Genomic DNA, 21,938 nt, shown 5'->3' on the forward strand with positions numbered 1-21,938 from the left:
GGTGGGTTCCTCTTCAACTGCTGGACGACCGGGCGTCGGGGAGTAGTTGCGTCTCGCGGCTTCCGGACGGGGTGACGCCCTCGGCGAACGCCTCGCGGGCGAAGGTCTCCAGGACGGGTGACAGTTCCAGGAGTCGTTCCGGCAACAGGTACTGGTCGAAGATCCCGGGGCCGATGTTGGCCAGGGCGATCTGCCCCAGTCTCCGGTCGAGCACCTGGGCCGGGACCACGGCATGGTCGTCGAGGAGCCGGCGCAGTTCGACACCCGCCAGCCATGCGGTGATCCACAGGCTGATGACGATGTCGGGCCGCAGATCCGGTTCGGCGCGGTGCAGACCCGCTGCCCGGCGGGCCGCCGTGCGCTGTAGGGCGGGCACATCGACATCTCGGCGGCGCATGACGTCGAGCAGACCGCTCTGCGACCAGCCGAAGGCACTGTCGGGGTTCCGCTCCAGGTAGTACGGCCTGCCGTACGAGCGTGAGAAGCACGGCAACAGGTCCACCCGGGCGTCCACGACCGGCGAGGTGTCACCGTGGGGCTCGGTGGTGTAGCAGGCGGCCAGCCGCAGCCCCATCGGGGTATTGCCGGTGAGGCTCATCTCGGTCGCGTGCTGGACCAGATGCGGAACGGTGACGTACGCGGGTACCCCGAGCCGGCGCAGCACATCGGCGATCATGACGTCGTCCTGCGGAACCTCCGGCGTCGTCCTCGCGAGTTCACGGGCTGCCTCCGCCGGTAGGACGAGTCCGATACAGGGGGTGTACGGGTCGCACACCTCAGCGAAAGGCTGTCCGAGCCAGGCCGCCAGGTGGACGGCGGACGACGTGGCCGAAGCCCATTCCGTGTAGAGGCTGATCGCGGCGGCCGGCCGCTCCCCGACCGCGCGCAACACACGTTCCCGCAGGTCCGGAACGGTGACGGCGTCATCCTGAAGGACCAGGTGGTGTGTCGCCTCGGGTGCCATCGCCCCCCACGCGAGCACTGCGGTCCGCGCCGAACAGGAGCCGGGGCCGTAGGGGTTGGGATCCTCGACGACCTGGAGGCTCAACTCCGGAAGGCTGTCCCTGAGTGCGAGGGCTCTCGCCCTGCGGGCGGGATGGGTCATGATCGCTGCGGAGAGTCTGACGGGAGGGCTCACGGTGCCGCACCCGCCTCGGACAGGTCCTCGTCGCGCATGCGGAGGAGGTCCGAGTACCGGCCGGCCGCCGTTCGGAGTTCGCCGTGGGTGCCCTTCTCGGCGACGACCCCTCCCGCGAGAACGACGACACGGTCGGTGTCCTTGACTCCGGATAGCCGGTGGCTGATGACGACCGTGGTCCGGTTGCCGCGCAGTTCCTCCAACGCCGCCTGCACCGTTCGTGCCGTCGCCCAGTCCAGCGCGCTCGTCACCTCGTCGAGCACGACGACGGGGGCGTCCGACAGCAGGGCGCGGGCCAGCCCGAGTCGCTGGCGTTCACCGCCGGAGAGTTGGTAGCCCCTCTCACCGACCGAGGTGTCCAGTCCTTCGGGGAAGGAGGAGACGAGATCGTCGAGGGCCAACCGGGAGAGCACCTGGCGCAGTTCGGCCTCGGTGGCACCGGGCCGGGCGAGGAGGAGGTTGTCCCGGAAGGAGGCGTTGAAGATGCCCGGCTCCTGGGGCACCAGCAGGACCGTTTCGGACGGCTTCTCATCGCCGCCGAGCACCCGGACCGTACCGGCTCCGGGCTCCAGCAGTCCCGCCACGAGGTAGCCCAGCGTGCTCTTCCCGGAGCCGGTGGAGCCCACGATCATGGTGGTGGAGCCGGCGGGGAAGTCCAGGTCGATCCCGCGCAGGGTGCTTTTGCCGCTCTCCGGATAGCGGTAGGAGACCTCGCTCAGTGTGATGCCGACCGCTGGTCCCCGGGTTCCGGTGTCGGGCGTGCGCGGCGCCGGCAGGGCCGACGTCGGTCCGAGGTCGATGTACTCGAAGATCCGATCGAAGTGGGCGAGGGAGCGCCGTACGGACGTGCTCAGGCCGAGCAGTGCCTGGATCGGTTGTGCGAGCTGGAGTTGCAGCACGACCAGCACGATCGCGGTGCCGATCGACAGGCTGGTGAAGCCGCCACCCGCCATCCAGTAGACGACCGGCGGGATCACCGCGAAGGAGACGCCGATGATCGACTCCGCGCTGGTCGCCATGGAACGCTCACGGATCGTCAGATCGGCGATGGCCGACGACGACGCCCTGAACCGGTCTCGCTGGCCGTCCCAGCAGCGCATCGTACGTCCCATGAGGACACCGGGCAGGGAGAGGTGCTCGCCGGCCAGGCGCATCATCTCCGATGTGTGCTCCTGCGCCTCGACGGCCAGGAGCCGTTGCCGTTCGGCGTAGCGCTGGTTCATGATGACCAGCCCCAGCGTGAGACCGATCGCCACCACGGCGATGGGCCAACTGAGGATGAGCATGGCCGTTCCGATGGTGATGACCATCGTCAGTGACCCGAGGGCGTGCTGAGCGGTGAAGGTGATCACATCGGAGATGCCGCCGATGTCACTGGCCAGCCTCGTCTGCACCTCGGATCCGGACCGGCCGGCGTGGAAGGTGATCGGCATCGACTGCACCCGTTGGTACACGTCCACCCGCAGACCGTGGACCACCCCGAGACCGATCGAGTTCGTCAGCCTGCTCTGGAGGTAGAAGAAGCCGCTCTGGGCGATGCCTACGGCGAGCATGCCCAGACACATCCACATCAGCAGCGTCCGGTCGCCCTGGGGCACGGCCTCATCGACGATGACGCGGAGGAACAGCGGCCCGGTGATCCCGAGTCCCGTGGACAGTACGACGGTCAGCAGGGACAGGGCGAAGCCCGCCTTGTGCTCGGCGAACCGCCGCAGTACACGCTGGCCGAGAGCGCGTACCTGCGTCCGTTCGGTGTCACGCACGGTCCGGACCTCTGTCCGGGGCTTCGGCCGGGTGCCCCAGCACCAGGGTGAACAGGTGCCTCGCCGGTGTGCTGGTGTGTCGGCGCACGATGCGGGTCACCTCGGACGATGAACGGCCGTGCACACTGCCGCCGAGACCCGCGGCCACCGCCGCCAGCCAAGCGTTGTATCCGAACGCGGATGCCCGAAGGAGCGCCTGGGTGTAGTTGGCGCCGCTGCCGTCGGTGATCTCCGCGCAGATCAGCACCGCGACCGGGGCCGGAACGTACCGCTTGGCGAGTGGGGCGAGCTCGGCACGGTCTCCGTGGTCGGTGAACTCCCCCGCGGGGTGCTCCCCCGCCGTGGACTGCCCCGGGGCGTACCGGCGCAGTCGTACTTCCGAGGTGCCCGTCAGACCGCTGACCAGCCATGCCTGCGGGGTGGATTCGGCCGTACCGTGAGGCCACATCTGCCGATCGGTCGACGTGGCAAGACTCAGGATGCCGGCGAGGTCCGTGTCGGGGACCGAGTCCGCGCGGAACCGGCGGACCGAACGACGGGCCGTCAGCACAGCGTGGAGCGCCCTGCTCTGGGAGATCGCTGCGTTCTCAGGGATCGGTGTGCTCTGCGGTATCGGTGTGTTCTCGGGGATCGGCGACCTCTGTGCGGTCCGGGAGGTGTCCTGGGCCGACGGCCGGTCAGGAGTGGTGCGCTCGTCGGGGCTGTCGGCGGGGACGAGAGCACGCTTCGTCCGTGGCCACAGGTCGGTCTCATTGATCAGTGGCATTGCGCGCTCCCGGGGTCCACAGGCCGGCCACGGCCATGACCTGTTCGTCTTCCTTGAGTTCCAGCAGCTTCGGCAGCGTCGGCTGCCAGCGGTCGTTCAGGGTGACGCGCACTCCTTGATCGGTGGCCACCGCGTGTAGTTGCGCGAGGGCGCATCCCGCGTCGAGGTGCCCCAACCGGAGCGCGAACGTGCCGTACTTGAGCTTCAGCCTCCAGAGCGCGCCGACGAGGACCACAACGAGGTCCGGACTGCCCGTGGTGGCGGTACCGGTCGCGGTCGCGGTTCGGGTCGCGGTACCGGTCGCGATCGCGGTACCAGTCGCGATCGCGGTACCGGTCGCGTCGAGCATGGACTGCCATATGCCGGGCCCGTGGGTGCGGCGGGTGACGAGGAGCCGGTGTCCGATGTCGTCGTACTTCAGCAGGGTGTGCGCGGGCAGGCCGGAGACGGTGTCCGCGCACATCAAGTAGAGCTCGACCGATGCGAGGTCTCCCCCGGACGCGGTCCACCTGCGGTGTGAGCCGTCCCCGCGGAGCCCCGCCACCATCGCCGCCAGACCGGCGACGAATGCCGCATCGGGTGCGCCCGCGGTATCGGACCCGGCCAGCGCCTCGGCACCGGTCGGGGTGCCGGACGCGGTCGCCGCTACGGGAGGCAGGGGTATCACCGGTGCGGTGGCGAACGACTCACGCCCCTTGCCCAACGCCGTCAGGTGCTTCTCCCGGCTGGAGGTGATCGGCGGCTGGGGCCGGTCGGCAAGGGGATACGCGGCGACGGTGTCCTCGTACGCCTCCAGTACCTCGACAATCTCGCCTGTGGCACACGAGGTACAGCCGGCCTCGGCGGTCACCCCGTACCGCACCGCGGTGGAGTCCGGCAGGTTCCAGCGGACGAGGGCCTGGTTGGTGCGCATGCTGTCGATGTCGGCCAGATAGGCGAGCACTTCGCCCACCACCAGTCCGGCGGCGACCGTTCCCATCGCGGCGCCGGCCGGGGCCGGCTGTTCGTTCCCGAACTCCGCGAGGTAGCCGCTGGTGAAACACCCCCAGCACAGCGTCGCCCGCGGATGCATCAGCGGGCCGAGGTCAATCTGCTCCTGGTGCGCCGCAAAGTGCAGCACCGCGATGTCACGGGCCACGCAGGCTTCGGTGAGGCTGTCCGTGCCGTCGTCGAGGCGGGGCGGTCCGTGCAGTACGACGAGACTGCCCGCCGCCTCCCGCAGGCTGTCGAGCAGTTCGTTCCCTACCCCGGCCGGGGTGGGCGCGCTGTGAACGGCTCCGACGCCGCTCATCACCAGGTCGTCGCGGATCCCTTCCGCATGCTCCGGTGGGGCGACGATCAGCACCGCGCACCGAGACAGTCGTTCCAGTACCGCGGAGGCATTGCGGTAGGACGCCGAAGTGCCTGCGGTCAGTTCGAGGTAGTCCATGACGCCGGCTGCCAGCGGCCTCGTCGACGAGACCTCGCCGGAGAGGACGAGTCCCTGCTTCACCAGCAGTGCCACGGCCTGGGCCACTGCCTCGTACGGTAGGTCCGTCTCCTCGGCCAGATCGCCGACCGTGCGGCGTCCGTCCATCGCCGACGCGACCGGCAGCAGGAGCCGAAGGGCGTCTCCTCCGCCGATCCGCTTGCGGATCTGGCCGGCGGAGAACACGACCTGACCGTCGACGGCCGAGACCGCCACCCCACCGCGCAACCGGGGCCGGAGCCCATCGGCGGGAAAACTAGTTGTGCTCGTCATGAGTGACGCCTCCCACGGTGCGGAACAGGTGATCGAGCTGTCGCGACTGGTTCAGGCGTTCCGTCTCGTCGCCGCAGTGCGGGCAGCCGTGGCAGCCGATCACCTGGTCCGAGCGAATCGCCGCCGTGCGGAGGTCCACGGTGACCACCCGTCCACGTACCGGTTCGGCCAGCGACAGGCTCAGCAGTCCCACCGCGATACGGGCCTGATGCGGCAGGACTCCGGCTGCCGCCGCAATACCGGGTTGCTCCTGCTCGGCCGCTGGCACCGGCGCATGCGAACAGTCGGCGCCGTGCCGGTGACCGTGCTCGCGCTCGTGGCCGTGGCCGTGGCCGTGGTTCCGTACGGGCGCCGGCTTGTCGGCGTGCTGGTCCTCCCGTGCGTAGAAACAGTCCAGGCACGGCCCGCCCACCGGATCGAAGTACGGTCCCACTCTGATGACGGGGTGGTCGAACTCCACCAGGAGCCAGGGCTTTCCCGCATCGGAGGCCGCCTGCCGGAATCGGCGTGCCAACGGTCGGGCGGGACGGTCCAGTACCAGCACCGCGGCATCGGCATCGGCATCGGCAAGCAGGCCGTCGGTGATCTCAGGGCCGACGCGGGTGACGTCCAGGCCCGAGGACTTCGGGAGCAGTTCGGACACCCGAGCACCGAACGCCCCGGTACCGAAGACGGACACGCGGGACAGACGTGCCAGACGGGTCAGGCGAAGGGTTGCGGACACGGGTTCAACTCCTCAACAGGCAGTACGCGATAGCCCATTGCCGCGGGCGCGGAGTAGAGCCGAGGGTGCGCGTGGTACTGGGCGAGCGGCACCAGGGACATGGGCTGGAGGTCGGGGATGACCACATTCACCGAGTGCAGTCCGACCGAAGCCAGCTCCGTCGTGGTCCGGTCCACGGCGATCACCGGCATGTCCAGTTCGGCGAACCTCCGGACTGCCCGGATCAATCCCTCAGCGGTATCGGTGGCAAAACGGCCCCGGTCCTGGAAGGAGGGCCGATCGGGGTGGTCATCGATGAGGAAGGCGAAGTGCCCGGCGTTCTCCGGCTTGCCCATGTACTTCGCGCCGTCCGAGATATCGGTGTAGTCGGCGAAGGACTCGGGTTCCTCCCATTCCATGTGCAGGGAGTCGCGGAAGCAGGTGGCCTCCAACAGCGCCTTGTACGCGGCGTCCTGGATGGTGAGCCCGGTGCCGCACCCGACCATGGTGCGTATCGTCGAGTCGTGCGGAGCGGTCTGAAGGCAGTACACCGTGGGCAGACCGATGTCGCTGGTGGCATCCAGCAGTACGGTTTCGAGGAAGTGATCGTGCGCCCACTCGATCAGGGTGATCTCGCGCTCATCCAGAAAGTCGAAGGGGATGTGCGGCAGCGGGAGCTTCTGTAGCCACAGGACGGCGATCACGTCCCGCTCGACGACCTCGCTCAAGGCGCCGAAGACAGCACTCGCGGGATCGGTGTGCACGGCGTAGCCCGTCGAAATGCCTGCCACGAAGCGCTCCGCCGGTGCAAGGTGCCCTGACCGGTAGGCCGCCATGGCGAGCGGCAACCAGATGGGTTCTCCGTCCCGGAGATCCACCCCGGACACCCATCTGATCGGCGCGGCCGGATCGAACGGAACGAGGGGGCACCGCGGATGCGCGTACTCCGCGTCCGACAGCCGTGGAATGCGCGACCAGTCGAGCACCCTGCCGTCGAGATCGTGCGCGGCGGCGGTCACGACGCCGTCCGTACCGAACTGCGCCCCCGAGTAGCGCTCGCATCCCTCGGCGATCGCGAGCAGGCGTGCCTTGTCCTGGTCCTCCAGTGCATGCCCTCCTGCCACCACCCGGTTGTCCTGGGGTACCGCAACGCCCGGGAACGCGCTGCCGAGATCGACCCCGTAGGAGCTCAGCCCCGGCAGACCGCGATAGCGGGAAAGGGAGAAGACGTCCCCGACCACGCCGTAGCGCGAGAGCAGCGGATCAAGCTGTTTCATGTTCACGTCATTCAGGTCAGGCAAAGAACACCGGTTCCTTGTCCGGGCGGAACCCGCCGGCGGGGCGACCGCCGGCGGGCCGATTCGCTACCCACTGCCTCGACCGGCGGTGTTCGCCGGGAGTGGCACTAGGACGTGCTGACTGGCGTCGTCCGCCCGAAGGGCGGGGTCTGCGGCGGCCGGTGCTCCCCATCGGCTGCGACCTGGGAGGGCGCCCTCTCAGATCGCGATACGGAGACTCACCCTCGTACCGGATGTACGCGGGTGACTCCCGACCACGCAGCGCAGGCGGGTACCTCCCATACCGCTAGGCAGAGGAGAGGGGTGCAGGGCGTCACATGCCGGACGGGATGTGCCGGCCATGACTACCGGCATGCAGAGTCACAGGGGGAACACCTCCAGCCGCCGGTGTTGCAGCTCAGGCCGCAACCGCCGCCGCTGAGACAACCGGGGCTACCGCCACACAGGCTCTGGCAAGCGCCGCAGTCCGTGAGGATGCGCGAGGGGTCCGAGGGGCCCGCGATCAGATCGAGGACCAGGTCCTCCCAGGACGCCTCGGCATCATCGACCACCAGGTCGACCGCTACTCGTGACGTGAGATCGGTGTCAATCATCTTCGTTCCCCTCTTAGGCGAAAACAAGCCATTCCAGACACTTAGATGGCCTAAACCATCACTGTCCCGGAGTCAGGCTCAACCTAAGGTCGCCGATCACTTCGAAAGCTCAAGTAAGTGTTAAGAAATTGCGTGTACGTGCATGATGTGCTCATCAACTCATCAAATTCGTAAGGTTTTTGACAAACCATCAGCTCGCGCCAATGCATTCATTCCGGGCGCTCGCCAGGGCGGGCCGCACGGGTTCGGCTGCCCTTGACCCACGCGGACGGGCGGCGATCCGGCCGTGGTCGGCCGACTGGACGGAGCCCGGTCCGGCTTCGTCGTTCCGCGGGCGCACTCCAGGTATCCGTGCTGGTGACCGCCGCGATGGGACGTCAGAACCCGGGCGGCTCCGGAGAACCCTCGGGGTGAACACACGATCGTCAGGGTGGGGGCGCAGCGCTCGGTCGCGCATCGGATGGACGCAGGAGTATGCGCCTGAGTTCCTCGGCCATGGCCCGGCCCATCCCGGTGAGTTTGGCTGGTCGTGCGCAACGCACGGGTCGGGCCCGTGCTCGCCTCACTCCGATGAACTGGGAAGGAACCGGCATGAGAACCGACTCGTCCGGCCGTCGCAACGAGCTTCCGACCTCCGGCGCACACCCCGAACCACCCGAGGGGCAGGTCTCCCCGGCGAAGCGCACTCTTCCGGGCGGTGCGGTCGCGGGGATGCTGTTGATGATCTCCACGGTCGCGCTGGGGCTGACGGCGGGGCTGCTCTTCACCTTCGGCATGGCCGTGATGCCTGGGCTGGCGGCGACCGACGACCACACCTATGTGACCGCAATGCAGAGCTTCAACGACACCATCCAGAGCAATTGGGCTCTCGCCGCGCTCTTCGTCGGGGTGCTGCCGGCCACCGTGGCCGCGGCGGTCCTGGACCATCGCAGCGGCCGTGGCGCCGCCGCCCGATGGGCCGCGTACGCAGCCGTCCTCTATCTGGTCGCCCTCCTGGTCACTGCCGGCTTCAACATCCCCATGAACAGCGACCTCGCTGCGGCCGGAAGCCCCTCCACGATGACGGACTTCGCCATCGTGGACAGGTTCAAGACCTCCTGGGTGGCGGCCAACGCGCTACGCGCGGCGCTCTGCGCGGTGGCTCTCGGCTGTCTGACCCGCGCCTTGGTGCTGCACGGCAGAAGCACGGCCGCAACGGTCGGCGCTGACCCGTCCCCGACCAGCTGACCGGACTTGTTCTCCACCACGGGTCCAGGTGCATCTTCTCTCGACCGGTGCCGGGCCACGCCCCCGCGGAGCCCTCCAGAGAAGCGAACCAGCGATCAACGTCAGATGGACCGTCCGACCTGGAAACGCACCGGTTCCTCCAGCGCCGCGCGTGCTCCCTCGAAGTCGGCCATGCGCGCGGCGAGGGTGGCCACCGCGAGGCGCTGCGGCAGGGCGGCCGAGAACTTCAGCCCCCTCACCGCACGGTGGTCGACATCCGGGAGTACGAGGGCGGCGCCTGCGCCGGCTCCTTCGAGGGCCGAACGCCAGAGGTCGTGCGTCAGGTCCTCACGCAGTCTCAGACAGCAGTCGGTCGGGTGTTGGACAGGGTCCGCGATCGACGGGAGGGTGGCGCCGAGGGTCGCGTTGGCACGGTATCCCGCCCAGGTCCACCAGAGGACATCACTGCCCAGGCGGGTCACCAGGGTGCCACCGGGGTGGACCATGTCCGGGGCTTCGTCCTGCCGCCACTCCGCCAGACATGCCTGTGCCCGGGTGGTGAGCGCTACCGGCGGATCGGCGCCGAGGAGCACCTCTCGCATCGCCCGGGTCAGGGTGTGGGAGAGTCCGGCGATGCCGCTGCCCGTCCACTTGGCGACGCCGCCACCGTCGGCGGGCTCGACGAAGACCCGTCGGCGGCCCCAGTCGATGAACGTCACTTGCCAACTGCGCCCGCCGAGGAGCAGCCGGCGTGGTCCCGGCCGTTCCTCGGTCAGTACGGAAGGGTCGGTCTGTCCGATCTCCGTGCGTCCCGACAGGACGGTGAACTGCGGGGGCGCGGTGAACGAGGCGGTCAGTTCGATGAAGTGGCGGCGACCGAAGCGGCGTTCCGCCTCGGGGCCGATGAACAGCATTCCACCGTCCTCGTCGAGGAAGCCCTCGCCGACCAGATGCCGAAGGATGGGAGTCGCCGAGCGGTCGAAGGGCGCGAGGCCGTTCCACAACTCCGGCCACAACCGGTCTCCCACCTTGTGCTGTTGGAGGGTGGCGGCGAGGAGTTGCTGTGCCACGAGGTGACGGGGCTCCGGCGGTGGGGTGACCGCTTCGACCCACCCCCTCCCCCAGAGCAGCAGCAGCGCTGCGGCCTGGAGCAGGGTGTCCTTGCGGGCGGCGAGAAGGAGGCAGTTGCGGGTGCTGCCCGGCCGTCGCCCGGTGCGGCCGATGCGCTGGAGGAAGGAGGCCACGGTACGGGGCGAGTCGATCTGGATCACGCGGTCCAGGTCTCCGACGTCGATGCCGAGTTCCAGAGTGGACGTGGAGACGATGACGCAGTCGCGCGCCTCGGCGAACGCCTGCTCGGATCTGGCCCTCTCGTCGGTGGAGAGCGAGGCGTGGGAGAGGAAGGCCGTCACCTCGCGGGCCCGCAGTGCCGCACCGAGTTCTTCGACCTGGCGTCTCGATTCGCAGAACACCAGCCGCTTCTCGCCCCGGTGCAGGGCGGCTATGAGTTTGGCCGCGTTGCCGAGGGAACCCACGTAGTCCAGTTCCACCCGGCCTGGTGGCGGTGTGCTCACCAAGGCGGGAGAGGCAGGAGAGGCAGGAGCCGCGCCCGGAGCCTTGGAACGGCCCGGGTCGAGGTCCGGGGCAACAACGCGGGCCGGACGCTTCCCCACACTCGCTCCCTGGAGCCAGTTGAGGAGCTGCTGTGGATTTCCGACGGTCGCCGAGAGGCCGATGCGCTGGATGGGACGTCCGGTGACCTGTTCCAGTCGTTCCAGTACGGCGAGCAAATGCCAGCCGCGGTCATCACCCGCGAAGGCGTGCACCTCGTCGACGACGACCGCCCGGACCCCGCCGAGCAGCCGAGCGTGGTCGGTCTTCACCCCGATGAGCATGGCTTCCAGGGACTCGGGGGTGGTGAGGAGGATGTCGGGCCCGTTGGTACGGATGCGCTGCCGCTGTGATTCCTTCGTGTCCCCGTGCCACAGTTCCGCGCGGCGACCGAGCCACTGGGCATAGGAGTCGACACGGGTCACCAGGTTGTTGAGGAGCGCCTTGAGGGGGCACAGATAGAGCACGGAGGTGCCGGACCAGCGCTGTTCGGACATCGCTGAGAGGATCGGCAGACAGGCCGCCTCGGTCTTGCCGCCCGCGGTGGGTGCGAGCAGTACCGCGTCCTCGCCGTCCATCAGCGGCTGGATCGCGGCTCGCTGGAGTGGGCGTAGGTCCGGCCAGCCGAGGGTGTTCACCACATGGTGGAGTACGACGGGATCGAGCCGGTCGACGGGGTCGCTCGGGGGCGTTCCTGCTGGCTTGTCGAAGTCGTCCCTGGGGTGGTTGTCGTTCGCTCCGGGGCCGGCCGTCACACATCGTCCAGGTCGATGTCGCCGGCCGTCACAGCGGTGGCGAGGTTCCGTTCTACGTCGGTGAGTTCGCTGCTGGTGACCGTGAGGCGGTAGTGGAGGCGGGGGTCGAAATCGTCGAACTGGTCGACCCGGTCCAGGACATCGCCGACGAGCTTCTTCAGGAAGAGGCGGGGTGCGACTCCGGTCTTCCCGCCGAGGGCTCCGCCGACCGCGCGGGCGAGGTCGGCAACGTACGCGTCGTCCACGAGTGCCTTGATCCGGTCGGGGGCGCCGGCCCCTTCCGCGTACAGGTCCCGGATGGTCGCGCCGAGGCCGATCAGTGACTCCTGGGTGAAGCCGGGCAGGCGCAGTTGGACGGCGCGCGGGTTGTCAAAGCGCGGGTCGGTGGTGAAGTCGGTGGCGAGGCGCTGGGCGAGTGGGGCGAGGCGTTGGACGCCCTGCGGGCCGTCGTAGAACGCCGGGGTGCCGGTGATCACCAGATAGAGCCCGGGGAAGCGTCCGGAGTGGACCTCGTCGATGAGTTGCCGCAGCGCGTTCAGTGCCTTGTCGCGGGCGTCCGAGCGGACGCGCTGAAGGGTCTCCACCTCGTCCAGCACGACGAACAGTCCCCGGTGCCCGGAGTCGCGCAGGACGGTCAACAGCCCCTGGAGGAAACCAAGGGCGCCGAAGTGGTCGAGTTCGCCGCGCACCCCGGCGGAGCGTCGTGCCGCCGCGGCCACATGGGGTTGGCCGCCGAGCCAGGCGAGGACGGCAGCGGCCGTGGTCTCGTCGCCCGCGGCGAGGGCAGCCCGGTAACCGCGGAGTGCGGTCGCGAAGGACGGGGCGTGCCGGGAGACCTCGGCCAGCCGGGCGGTCAGCAGCTTCTCGACCTCGGCAGGGAGTTCGTCCTCGCTGGCCCCGGCCGCGAGGGAGTCCTCCTCCAGCGCGTAGAACCAGGCATCCACGACGGGGCGTAGCGCGCTCGGCGGGAAGCTCGCGGTGGCCAGGCGCTCGGTGAGTCGCCGGTAAACGGTCTCCAGTCGGTGCAGCGGTGTCTCGGTCTCCGAGACCTGGATCTCGGCCACGGCGAGGCCCCGCCGCTTGGCCCGCTCCCCCAGCCAGCGGGTGAAGAACGTCTTGCCCGATCCGTATTCGCCGCGTACGGCCTTGAACACGGATGCCCCGGAGGCGACCGCGTCCAGTTCGGAGTTGAGAGCGGCCTCGTACCGGTCCAGGCCGGTGGCCAGCAGGTCCAGTCCGCTTTCGGGTACGGCACCACGCCGCAGCGCGTCCAGGACGGTTCGGCGGCGGCCGGCGGATACGGACGTGCCGGTGGCGGTGGTGGGACGGGGCGCGATCACCCGGCCAGTCTCCCATCCGTGCCGGATTGCGGCGTCGTCCAAGTGTTCCGTTTCCCCTCAGTCGGTCCGGCAGGGGTACGGATGGGCCGCACGGCCCATCCGTACCCGAGGGTGTGACAGTGCGTCATCCAAGTCCGAACTGGGTGCGCAGCAAGGACGCGTGTAGCCGAAGGGTTCGCCCGTCGGGAAGGGTCTCCAGGACCTGTACGCCGTCGTAGTTGAGGAGTTGGCGCAGTACGGCGGCGAAGCCGTCCGCCCGCCCGACCGGGTAGTCGACTCGCTGCGCCAGGGCGGTGACGGGCAGGGTGCCCCCGGCGTCGAGGAGTGCGCGGACCGCCTTCTCCACCTTGTCCATGGGTGGTTTGCGGGCGAGGACGTCAACCTGGTCCCGGAGGGTGGCCGAGGCGAGGAGCCCCTCGATCAGCGCGTCGTCCGGTGAGACCAGGACGGGTGTGACGAGGCTCTGTCCGTCCTCGTCGGACGGCACCAGGGCGACGTCGAAGAGCGAGTCGTGCGTCTGGGCGAGCTGGGCCTGTGCCTTGGTCGGTTTCGCCCGTCCCGGCTTCTCGGGTGCGGCGGGAGCCGTCGCCCGTACGGGAGCGACAGCGGTCGGCGGCCGGGACCGGCCGTCCGAGGACCACCAAGGCGGACTCGGATCGCCCAACTCGCGCCAATTCGCGGGCGGGGTGGCACCGAAGGGGAGGAAGGCGAGGACGGGGATGGTGAACTCACGGAGGGACGAACCACCGTGGTAGCCCGCCTTGAGGGCGGTGTACCGCGAGTCCGTGTCCCACAGAGCGACGATCGCGGCACCGGGCTCGGGCCAGACGACACGCGGGCCGGAGAGCGCGACCTCCGAGGCGGCCAGTGGCCCACCGGGGACCCGGTGGCGAGCGGATTCCGGCATTGCCGTCTCCACCCGGACGCCGTGCCGGTCGACGACGTGCCCGTGGTCGCTGGTGAGGATGACCGCCATGCCCTGGGCGGCGGCCACCCGGAGCAGATCGCGCAGCCGCCCTATCTCGTCGATGCGCCAGGCGCCGTCGCCGAGTTTCTGTTCCTTGCCGAGACGGTCGTCGATGGTGTTGAGGACGACAGCGACATGGGTCCGATCGTCGCCGAGTGCTTCGGTGAGGGCCGGGCCGAAGATGTCGCCGGAGCCCTCGGCTCGCAGATCGTCCTTGTGGAAGACGGCAGCCGGTGCACCGCCCCAGAACGCATGAGTGGCGAAGAGCCGCTTCTCATCGGCCTGGTTCCCCTTCATCAGGCGTCCCGCGAAGAGGGAGGTGCGGCAGACCGCCGTCAGTGTGGGCAGGGCGGCAGCCATCGCCCGTCGGCCCGGCGCTCCGCCCCGGTCCGGGGTGAGCGGGTCGAACTCGGCCCAGGAGGCACGCAGTTCCTCGCCGAGTTCGGTGGCGATGGCCGAGCTCATCCCGTCGAGCACGAGCAGCAGGACACGGCGTCCGCTCCCGTCCCTGACGACGGGCTTGACGACCCGTTCGAGGAAGGTCTCCACTGTCAGCATCGCTCCGGGCCCGGTCCCGTCGGAGGTCCAGTTCGCGAGGTCTGCGGCGAAGGAGCGGTCGATCTCATGGCGCTTACGGCGTACCCGGGTGCCGAGCACGTCGTACGCGGACTTGAGGACCGGGTCCGGGTCGCCGCCCGCCTCGATGTGCTCCAGTGCCCGATCCACCCAGCCGGTCTCGGCGATCTGACGGTCCATGGCAGCGGCCACCGTCTCGGAGCAGATGTCCGGTTCGCCGGCCAGCCACTGGGCGAGCCGCTGGCCCATCCGGGCCCGTTCCAGCCGGGCCCGGGTCTCGGGCCCGTCGGCGCGGAGGTGGTCGCCGAGTGCGCGTACGGCCTCCGAGATCGCTTCGGGCCCTCCAGAGGCAAGTGAACGTCCGACGGTGGCGAACCGGGCCTCCAGACCGGCTGCGAGGAGAGGGCTGGCCGCGGCGGCGGCTTCGGCACCGAACTGGCGGACGAGTGCGGACGCCCGGTCCAGGACGGTTTCGCCGGTTCGTCTGGCCTGCCGGGCTTCTTCCCTGTCCCCTGCCGTGCCGCGGGCGGCGGTGGCGAGCAGGGTGGACACGTACTCCTCGGTGGCCGATGCGAAACGGGTCACCAGGGCGTCGAGTTCCTCGCCGGATGCTGGGGGCCGTTCGCCGAACCAGCGTTCGGCGCGGCCCCGAGCACGGTAGCCGTCGGCATCCGGCTCGCCGTGCAGCCACAGGGCCGCGCAGACGAGGCCGAAGGCCACGGCCTCTGGCCCGTGTTCGGCGTCGACCAGGGCGAGCAGGGCCCGTCCGGCCGGACCGGCCTGGTCCTCCTCGCCGAGGAAGGCGGCGAGCCCCGAGCGTTCGGGGCCGCGCAGTTCCAGCAGGCGTTCCGGACCACCGGGGGCCAGGGACCAGGCGAGCAGGGCGTGGGTGTCGAGGCTGTCGCCCGCGGGGGCGCGGCCCGTGCCAGCGGTGTCGGTGTCGGTGTTGTAGCGGCCGAGGCGCAAGCGGCGCAGTGCCAGGGCGGAGAGTGCGGTGCGTCGGGAGAGCATGCCGCCCGCCAGCGGGGGCCAGCCACCGGGCGGGGTGGCGCCGAGGAGGGCTTCGGCGGCCCAGTTGACGTCCTTGAGGCGTGGGTCGACCTGTTCGGCGCCGAACGCCTCGCGGACCACGTCCCAGCTGTCGACGTTCTCGATGCGGGGTTTGTGTGCGCGGGCGAGGATCGCCGGGTCGAGTTCGCTCTGTTCGCGGTCGGTGAGGATGACGAGCACCGCGGGACCGGTGGCTTCGGCCGGTCCGCTGCCCAGGTGGCCGAGGAGCAGTTCATGGATGGCGAGCGGGGAGGGCGCGGCCACGATCCGGGCGGTGAGCCCGTCCCCCCATACGGGTTCCGCGGGGCCGTCCCACTGTGGGGCGGACCGCAACAGTACCGCCCTGCGCTTGCCCTCTCCCGCCGGGGTTTCGGCCGGAGAGACCGTCGACGACCCATCCCGAGTTCCGGCAGGAGGCCGGGTGAGGGACTCGGCGAGGGAGCGCTGGGACGACAGGTACTGGGTGACGGTCGCGAGGTTCAGCCGTACGGCAGCCGATGTGGTGGCTTGTGCGCTCATCGCTCGACCACCTTCCAGGTGATTTCGATGGTGGCTCCCGGTTCCCTGGCGGCCAGTTCGGCGAGCTCGGCCTGGAGTTCGGCCGCCGCTCGGGCTGCGGTGGTGCGTCCGCCGCCCGAGCGGGGGGTCCGCTTCAGCGGGGAGGGGTCGGAGGGCAGCGACAGGGGCCCGCCGATACGGGGGTCGCTGGTGCCCGTGTTCAGCGACACCGTCCCGGCCCCGGGAGTGGGGGCGACCGGTTCGGGGGTCACAGTCACGGGCGGTGGGGTGGCTGCCGCCCGGTTGCGCTTCACCAGCGCGAGAACCTCCCGCTGGGTGCGGGCCAGGGCTTCCTTCAGATCACTGGTCCGCTGGTCGCGGCGGGCCACCTCACGCAGGGAGTCGAGGAGGGCCTGCCCTTCGGGTCCTTCGGCCGAGGCAAGGTCGAGGGTGGTCCAGGAGGCCGCGTCCAGCGCCTGGACCACCCTGCCCGCCTGCTTGACCGACACCCCGTAGCGGTCCGCGCCGACCTGGCCGAGATCGAACCCCGCCAGGGCCTCCACCCTCTTCTTCGCTCCGGCCGCGCCTTGGCCCGCGCCCTGGGTGAGCTCCTTCAGCAGGGCGGCTGACCTGCGGGCGAGGGCGAGTCGTCCGGTCTCGTCCGTCTCGTCGAGTTGGAGGAATCCGGCGTGCTCCTCCAGCTTCGCGACCAGTTCTGCGGCGGACTCCTGGTGGGCGCCCGCCTGCTGGGCTATCTGCCGGGCGAACTGGTTGACCATGCGCCCTCGCCGCAGGGCGGGCGCCGGCTCGCCGAAGATCGCCATATAGCGCTGGCGGGCCGTCTCCCACTCCTCCTCGCCGGGCAGCGGCTGGCTGCGCAACGCATCACGGTCCTTGACCTGCGACAGCTCGGGTGCCGGGTCGAGCGGCATGCCCGCCCGCACCCACACCCGGTCGTCCATCTCGGCGAAGGACGCGACGACGAGCCGGGCCAGGTGCTCGGGCAGTCCACGCGGGCTGGGCCGGTCCGTCCAGTCGGTGAGCGTGATCAGGGTGAGGTCCCCGGTGACGCCCTTCTCACGGGCGAGTTGCCGGAAGTGGTCGGCCCAGTAGGTGGAGAGCTCGAAGTACGCCTCCTTCTGCCGCCCCAGCCCCAGCGGCCCGGCGATGCGCCGCATCAGCGCCCGGTCACCGGCCGGGACTTCGGTACGGCCGTCGCGGGCCTCGGCGGCGGCCCGGACATGGGTGAACACCTTGCGGGCGTCACCGGTCTTGACGGCCGTCCCGCTGTTCTCGGGGTCGAGTTCCGGATGGTCGGGGTACTGGGAGGCGAGGAGCTTGCCCGCGATGTGCCGGATTCCGTCGTGCAGGGTCTGGCCGATGGAGAGGGTGAGGCCGTCGACCTCGCGGAGCGATTCAAGGTGGTCGCTAAAGCCGACCTCGACGTCGGCGGGCTTCTTCTCGGCGAGTCCGTACGCCTGCTTGAAGGCCGCCTTGACGTTCTTCAGCAGGGATTCGCGCTGGGTCTCCAGGAGGCCCTTGGCCCGGGCTCGGTTGTCGGCGTTGAGATGGGCTGCGTACTGGGTGTCGAAGCGCTGGCCGTCCGCGAGTGCGCGGTCGATCACGACGAGCCTGCGGAAGTCCCCGTACCGCTGGGCGGCGAGGTGGGTGGGGAGCCAGGCGACGGTACGGGACCGTTCGCCCTGCTGCTTCTCGCGGAGCCGACGTACGCGGTTGGCGTCCTCGACGGGTCCGTACTCGCCGTCGTCGAAGGGCAGGTCGATGGCGAGGCGCCAGCGGCCCTCCTCCTGGGGTATCAGGTCGTGGTCGGGGAGTTCGTCCTCGTCCGCGATGTTCCCGAAGATCACCTCGACGGTGCGTTCCGTGCCCCGCCAGACGAGGTTCAGCTCATCGGTCAGCCGGCCCTGTTCGATGCCGAGTTCGGCGGCGAGCAGCCGTTTGGCGAGCGCCAGGCGGTTGCCCGGGTTGTCGTTGACGTTGGCGTTGGCGATGACCGAGTCGACGTCGACACCGGAAAGCTCCAGTCGGACACCCGGGTTGGCGTCGGTGCCGGTCTCCTTGATCTCCGGGAAGCGGCCGGCCCACTCGGCGACCTTGTTCTTGAGGATGCCGTACTCGCGGCCGGGGATCGGGGCGACCACGGAGCCGTAGTTCAGCGCGGAGAGCCGTCGGATCGTTAGATCGGCGAGGGCGGGCACGCTGGGGGCGAGCGCGGAGAGCAGCAGGGTGCCGATGATCCGGTTGTCACCGGTGAAGGTCTTCACCCGGCCCTTCAGACTCCGGTCGGTGATGCTGTCGGGGCGGTGGGTGTACTGCTCGACGTCCTCCTCGGACACGTTGTACGTGGCGAGGAGGTACGGGCGCAGCTTGGTCCGGTAGAGCTTGTCGGCGGCCTCGAAGACGACGCGCATGCTGTCGCTGAACGGCTTGTCGCCACCCGCGGTTATCAGCGGGTACAACTCGCCGACCGGAATCAGATCGCCCAAGCGCAGTTGGTCGCGGTGATCGGCGAGGAGTTGACCCATGAGCTTCATGCCGGTCCGGTTGCGCTGGAGCGCGGAGGAGACATGGACGAGGGTGTCCATGAACGCCGGCGAGAAGGGGTAGGTGAGCCGGAAGCTGTCTTCGTCGGCTCCGACACCGCCGCTGCCCCTGTCGGAGCCGAGGAGGGTGTCCCATACCTCCTGGCGGACCTTGCGGGTCTTCTCGAACTCGCTGTTGACGAGGGCGGCGGCCTCGGGGCTCTTGGGCCGCAGAAGGCGGGCCTGGGCGATCTGGGGGAGGTTGCGGTCCTCCAGCGTGATCTTGTCGAAGCGGCCGGACGCCTGATTGAGGGTGTCCTGGATGGCGGACTCGGCCGCCCCGGACAGTTCCTCGCCGACCAGTTCACGAAGATCGCGCTGCCGTGCGATGAAGGAGACGATGGGGATGGCCCGGCGGGCGTCCGCGCCCTCCACAAAGTTGGTGATCTTGCCTGCCTCGCGCCCCACCGTCTTCGTCTCGTGGATGAGGGTGGCGAGCCAGAGGATCAGTTCGTCGAGGAAGAGGATCAGGCCGTCGTAGCCGAGTTCCTTGGCGTGGGCGGCGATGACGGAGAGACCCGCGTCGAGCGAGATGAATCCGTTCTCGCTCTCGGTGGCGTGCTGGGCGAAGCCGGGGCGGAGGTTGGTGATGGCGTCCTGGACGAGGCGCGCCCGCAACTCCATGGGGGTGGTGGGGTGGACGGTGTTGAACCCCTCCACCACCTCATGGTTCTCCTCGGCAGCGAGGGCGGTGTCGAGGAGAGCGGGGGTCCAGGCGAAGGGCTCGCCCCACTCGTCGTCCTCGTCGGCGACCTCGATAGCGGACTCGTCGAGCGGGGTGAGTGTCGCGAGCCCCTTGATGACGGACTCATCGCCCATCCGGGCGCGCATGGCCCGGATGTCGGCGAAGAGCGCGTCGGTCCGGTAGACCTGCGGGGTGGGGGCATCGGGGTGGAGCTTCTTGACATGGCTGACGTATGTCCCGAGGACCCGCTGTTCCAGGGCCTTCGCCCCGAGCATGTGGTACGGCACGAGCAGGAACTTCTTCCCATCGGTGCTCAGCCACTGATGCTTGGTCAGTACGGGGTCGAAGTCCTCGCGCCCATGGGCGGCCGGACTGCCGCTGAGGAGCGCGTGCAGCACCGCCATGAAGTGCGACTTACCGGAACCGAACGATCCGTGTAGGTACGCGGCCTTCGACGCCCGTCCGTCGAGCGACGCCTTGATCAGGCCGAGCGCCTCGTCGTAGTTCTCCAGCAGACGTTCCGTGACCACATAGTCCCTGAGCGCGCGTTCGGCACCTTCCGGGGTCGTCGCCTCGGAGAGCTGGAGAACGAAGTCGGACGTGGAGATCGACTCCCTGATGTCGATGACATCGCGGAGCAGGGGCGGCTGCTGGGCCATTGTCTGTGTCGCTCACCTTCTGACGGCACCCGCCGCCCGCTGTCCGCGCCGGGCTCTGGCCGACGTACCAAGGACCGTATTAACGGACATTGTCCGTCAACGTCGTTGGTTGCAACCCCCTGACGTCGATCTCCTATCTCACAGCATGTCAGCAACATCTGACCATCTGTTGCTCATCACGTGAGCGGCCTACCGGAGGATCAGACTCCGCTCACTCGTCCGGATGCCATCTACGGCTCCGGGCGGTGATCTCAGCGATGCGTGCGCTCAACTCCTCCAAGTCGTTCAACCGCTCAAGGTGCACGGGATCGGCGTCCCACTCACGACCGCCGCCAAGGGGGCGGAGTTGTACGTACGGGCCGAGGCGGGCCATCACGACGCCGACGCGGTTGCGCTGGACGTCCCGGACGGCCTGTCCGATGTCGAGTTCGTCCGTCACTGTGGGATGCCCTGCTCGATCACGGCCGCCAGGGCGAGCGCCACGGGCGCGGAGCAGACGCCGAGATGAACCAGGGCGCCCCGGGCCTCGTCGGACCAGGGGCTGCGGATGTCCATGGCGGGCAGTTGGATACCGGCGCGGCTGAGGGCCCGGGCGAGTGCGTCCCGGGCTTCGACGGCCTCTTGGATCTTGCGCGGGGCCAAGGGGACAAGGGTGGCGGGGATAGCGGGGATGGAGTCGACAGTTCGTTGTTCCGTGGTCATGGGGGGCTCCTTCAGCCGTTCTACGGACTTCCCTGACCGGATCACGCACCGTGGATTACCGTGCGTAGTCCGGTCATTACGAGGATGTATCCGGAGAAGGCCGCCGATGTCGCGGATGGGCCGCCGCTGCCCTGCTATGCGGTGTTGCTTCCACACCTTCCACGGACCGTCACGGAAGGGAGCCGACCATGCCACCACGTCGGGCGATCAGCGGCCGAAGCCAGGAGCCACGACAGCGCTTCGCGGAGGAGGTACGAAAACTGCGGACAGCCAGCGGAACGAGCCTGCGCCAACTCGGCGAACGACTGGGCTGGGACTACTCACTGTTCGGCAAGATGGAGAAGGGCGAGACGCTGAGCAGCCCGGATGTCGTCCAGGCACTCGACACGCACTACGGGACATCCGGGATGCTGCTGGCCCTGTGGGAACTGGCGGCGAGGGACCACACGCAGTTCCGGGAGCGGTATCGGCGGTACATGGCGCTGGAGGCGGAGGCGGTGAGCTTGTGGCACTTTGCGGTGAGCGTGCTGCCTGGGTTGCTTCAGACGGCGGGGTACGCGCGTGAGGTGCTGAGCGCGGGCGGGCTGAAGGATGAGGAACTCACTCAGCAGGTGGACGCTCGGATAGGGCGGCAGGATCTGCTGGAGGGGAAGGACGCACCGCACTTCCGGACAATCCTGTCGGAGACGGTGTTACGCACGGCATTGCGGGATGGGTCGGCTTGGCGAGAGCAGTTGGAGCACCTGGCGGAAATGTCCGCGCGCTGGAACCTGACGATTCATGTACTGCCGTTCAGCGCCGGGCCACACGGGTTGGACGGTACCGACGTGTGGTTTCTGCGGCTGCCGGACGCCCGAACGGTGGCATACACGGAGAACGCGTACCGGGGCGAACTCATCGAGGAGTGCCAGTCGGTGGAGCAATTGCAGCGTGCCTACGATGTAGTGCGCGACCTAGCGCTGTCCCCGGCCGAGTCGCGGAAGTTCATCCTGCGCATGTTGGAGGAAGCACCGTGCGACCCATCGACCTGACCGACGCAACCTGGCGCAAAAGCTCTCACAGCAATTCGAATGGCGGCGCGTGCGTTGAGGTCTCGGACAACTTCGCCAGCGCCATCCCAGTACGGGACAGCAAGAACCCGCACGGTCCCGTTCTCGTCTTCCCAGCGGGTGAGTGGTCGTCCTTCGTGGCCGCTGTGAAGGATGGTCAGCTGCTCGCCTGAACACTGCTTGAGCGCCCCAGCGAACGGCCCCCGGGGCGGGACTTACGTCCTGCGCTTCACGG

At 69.2% G+C, this 21,938-nt stretch carries 15 protein-coding genes; 3 read left to right on the forward strand and 12 right to left on the reverse strand.

Annotated features, from left to right (window positions below; genetic code table 11):
• Positions 1-13 precede the first annotated feature (13 nt).
• The 6 genes from ACFXJL_RS16695 to ACFXJL_RS16720 are packed head-to-tail and all read right to left on the reverse strand — an operon-like array spanning position 14 to position 7,388.
• Complete coding sequence (locus ACFXJL_RS16695) at positions 14-1,138, reverse strand: hypothetical protein (RefSeq protein WP_384692975.1); 1,125 nt, start codon at positions 1,136-1,138, stop codon at positions 14-16.
• Complete coding sequence (locus ACFXJL_RS16700; protein ID WP_384692978.1) at positions 1,135-2,901, reverse strand: ABC transporter ATP-binding protein; 1,767 nt, start codon at positions 2,899-2,901, stop codon at positions 1,135-1,137. The genes ACFXJL_RS16695 and ACFXJL_RS16700 overlap by 4 nt, the downstream gene beginning before the upstream one ends.
• A complete protein-coding gene (locus ACFXJL_RS16705; protein ID WP_384692981.1) occupies positions 2,894-3,667 on the reverse strand; it encodes a nitroreductase family protein in 774 nt (257 codons plus the stop codon). Before ACFXJL_RS16705 ends, ACFXJL_RS16700 begins: the two co-directional genes overlap by 8 nt.
• On the reverse strand, positions 3,651-5,408 hold the full coding sequence (locus ACFXJL_RS16710) for a hypothetical protein (RefSeq protein WP_384692984.1): 1,758 nt from the start codon (positions 5,406-5,408) through the stop codon (positions 3,651-3,653). The genes ACFXJL_RS16705 and ACFXJL_RS16710 overlap by 17 nt, the downstream gene beginning before the upstream one ends.
• Positions 5,392-6,132 (reverse strand): TOMM precursor leader peptide-binding protein, encoded by a 741-nt coding sequence (locus ACFXJL_RS16715; RefSeq protein ID WP_384692987.1) that lies wholly within the window; start codon positions 6,130-6,132, stop codon positions 5,392-5,394. Before ACFXJL_RS16715 ends, ACFXJL_RS16710 begins: the two co-directional genes overlap by 17 nt.
• On the reverse strand, positions 6,111-7,388 hold the full coding sequence (locus ACFXJL_RS16720) for a YcaO-like family protein (protein ID WP_384692990.1): 1,278 nt from the start codon (positions 7,386-7,388) through the stop codon (positions 6,111-6,113). The genes ACFXJL_RS16715 and ACFXJL_RS16720 overlap by 22 nt, the downstream gene beginning before the upstream one ends.
• 1,205 nt (positions 7,389-8,593) lie before the next feature.
• Between ACFXJL_RS16720 and ACFXJL_RS16725 the strand changes: the two genes are divergently transcribed.
• A complete protein-coding gene (locus ACFXJL_RS16725; RefSeq protein WP_384692993.1) occupies positions 8,594-9,229 on the forward strand; it encodes a DUF1772 domain-containing protein in 636 nt (211 codons plus the stop codon).
• Between the two features lie 101 nt (positions 9,230-9,330).
• Here the strand turns inward: ACFXJL_RS16725 and ACFXJL_RS16730 are convergent, their stop codons facing one another.
• From ACFXJL_RS16730 to ACFXJL_RS16755, 6 genes are all read right to left on the reverse strand, one after another.
• Positions 9,331-11,460, reverse strand: coding sequence for a DEAD/DEAH box helicase (locus ACFXJL_RS16730; protein ID WP_384693275.1), 2,130 nt, complete (start codon positions 11,458-11,460; stop codon positions 9,331-9,333).
• A 110-nt stretch (positions 11,461-11,570) separates the two neighbouring features.
• A complete protein-coding gene (brxD, locus tag ACFXJL_RS16735) occupies positions 11,571-12,914 on the reverse strand; it encodes a BREX system ATP-binding protein BrxD (RefSeq protein ID WP_384692996.1) in 1,344 nt (447 codons plus the stop codon).
• Between the two features lie 124 nt (positions 12,915-13,038).
• The gene (gene pglZ, locus ACFXJL_RS16740; RefSeq protein ID WP_384692999.1) at positions 13,039-16,026 is read right to left on the reverse strand and encodes a BREX-2 system phosphatase PglZ; all 2,988 of its coding nucleotides are present in this window, start codon (positions 16,024-16,026) and stop codon (positions 13,039-13,041) included.
• Positions 16,023-19,952, reverse strand: a complete 3,930-nt coding sequence (locus ACFXJL_RS16745) for a phage resistance protein (RefSeq protein WP_384693002.1) — start codon at positions 19,950-19,952, stop codon at positions 16,023-16,025. Before ACFXJL_RS16745 ends, pglZ begins: the two co-directional genes overlap by 4 nt.
• Before the next feature lie 211 nt (positions 19,953-20,163).
• Positions 20,164-20,391 carry a hypothetical protein gene (locus ACFXJL_RS16750; protein WP_384693005.1) on the reverse strand — a complete coding sequence of 76 codons (228 nt, stop codon included), beginning with the start codon at positions 20,389-20,391 and terminating at the stop codon, positions 20,164-20,166.
• Positions 20,388-20,654: a hypothetical protein gene (locus ACFXJL_RS16755; protein ID WP_384693008.1), complete on the reverse strand. Its 267-nt coding sequence runs from the start codon at positions 20,652-20,654 to the stop codon at positions 20,388-20,390. Before ACFXJL_RS16755 ends, ACFXJL_RS16750 begins: the two co-directional genes overlap by 4 nt.
• Positions 20,655-20,842: 188 nt before the next feature.
• On the opposite strand from ACFXJL_RS16755, the gene ACFXJL_RS16760 reads away from it, so the two are divergent.
• Positions 20,843-21,685 (forward strand): helix-turn-helix domain-containing protein, encoded by an 843-nt coding sequence (locus tag ACFXJL_RS16760; RefSeq protein WP_384693011.1) that lies wholly within the window; start codon positions 20,843-20,845, stop codon positions 21,683-21,685.
• Positions 21,667-21,876 carry a DUF397 domain-containing protein gene (locus ACFXJL_RS16765; RefSeq protein WP_384693014.1) on the forward strand — a complete coding sequence of 70 codons (210 nt, stop codon included), beginning with the start codon at positions 21,667-21,669 and terminating at the stop codon, positions 21,874-21,876. The genes ACFXJL_RS16760 and ACFXJL_RS16765 overlap by 19 nt, the downstream gene beginning before the upstream one ends.
• Positions 21,877-21,938 lie beyond the last annotated feature (62 nt).

The organism is Streptomyces sp. NPDC059256 (genome assembly GCF_042753785.1).
Lineage (GTDB): Bacteria > Actinomycetota > Actinomycetes > Streptomycetales > Streptomycetaceae > Streptomyces.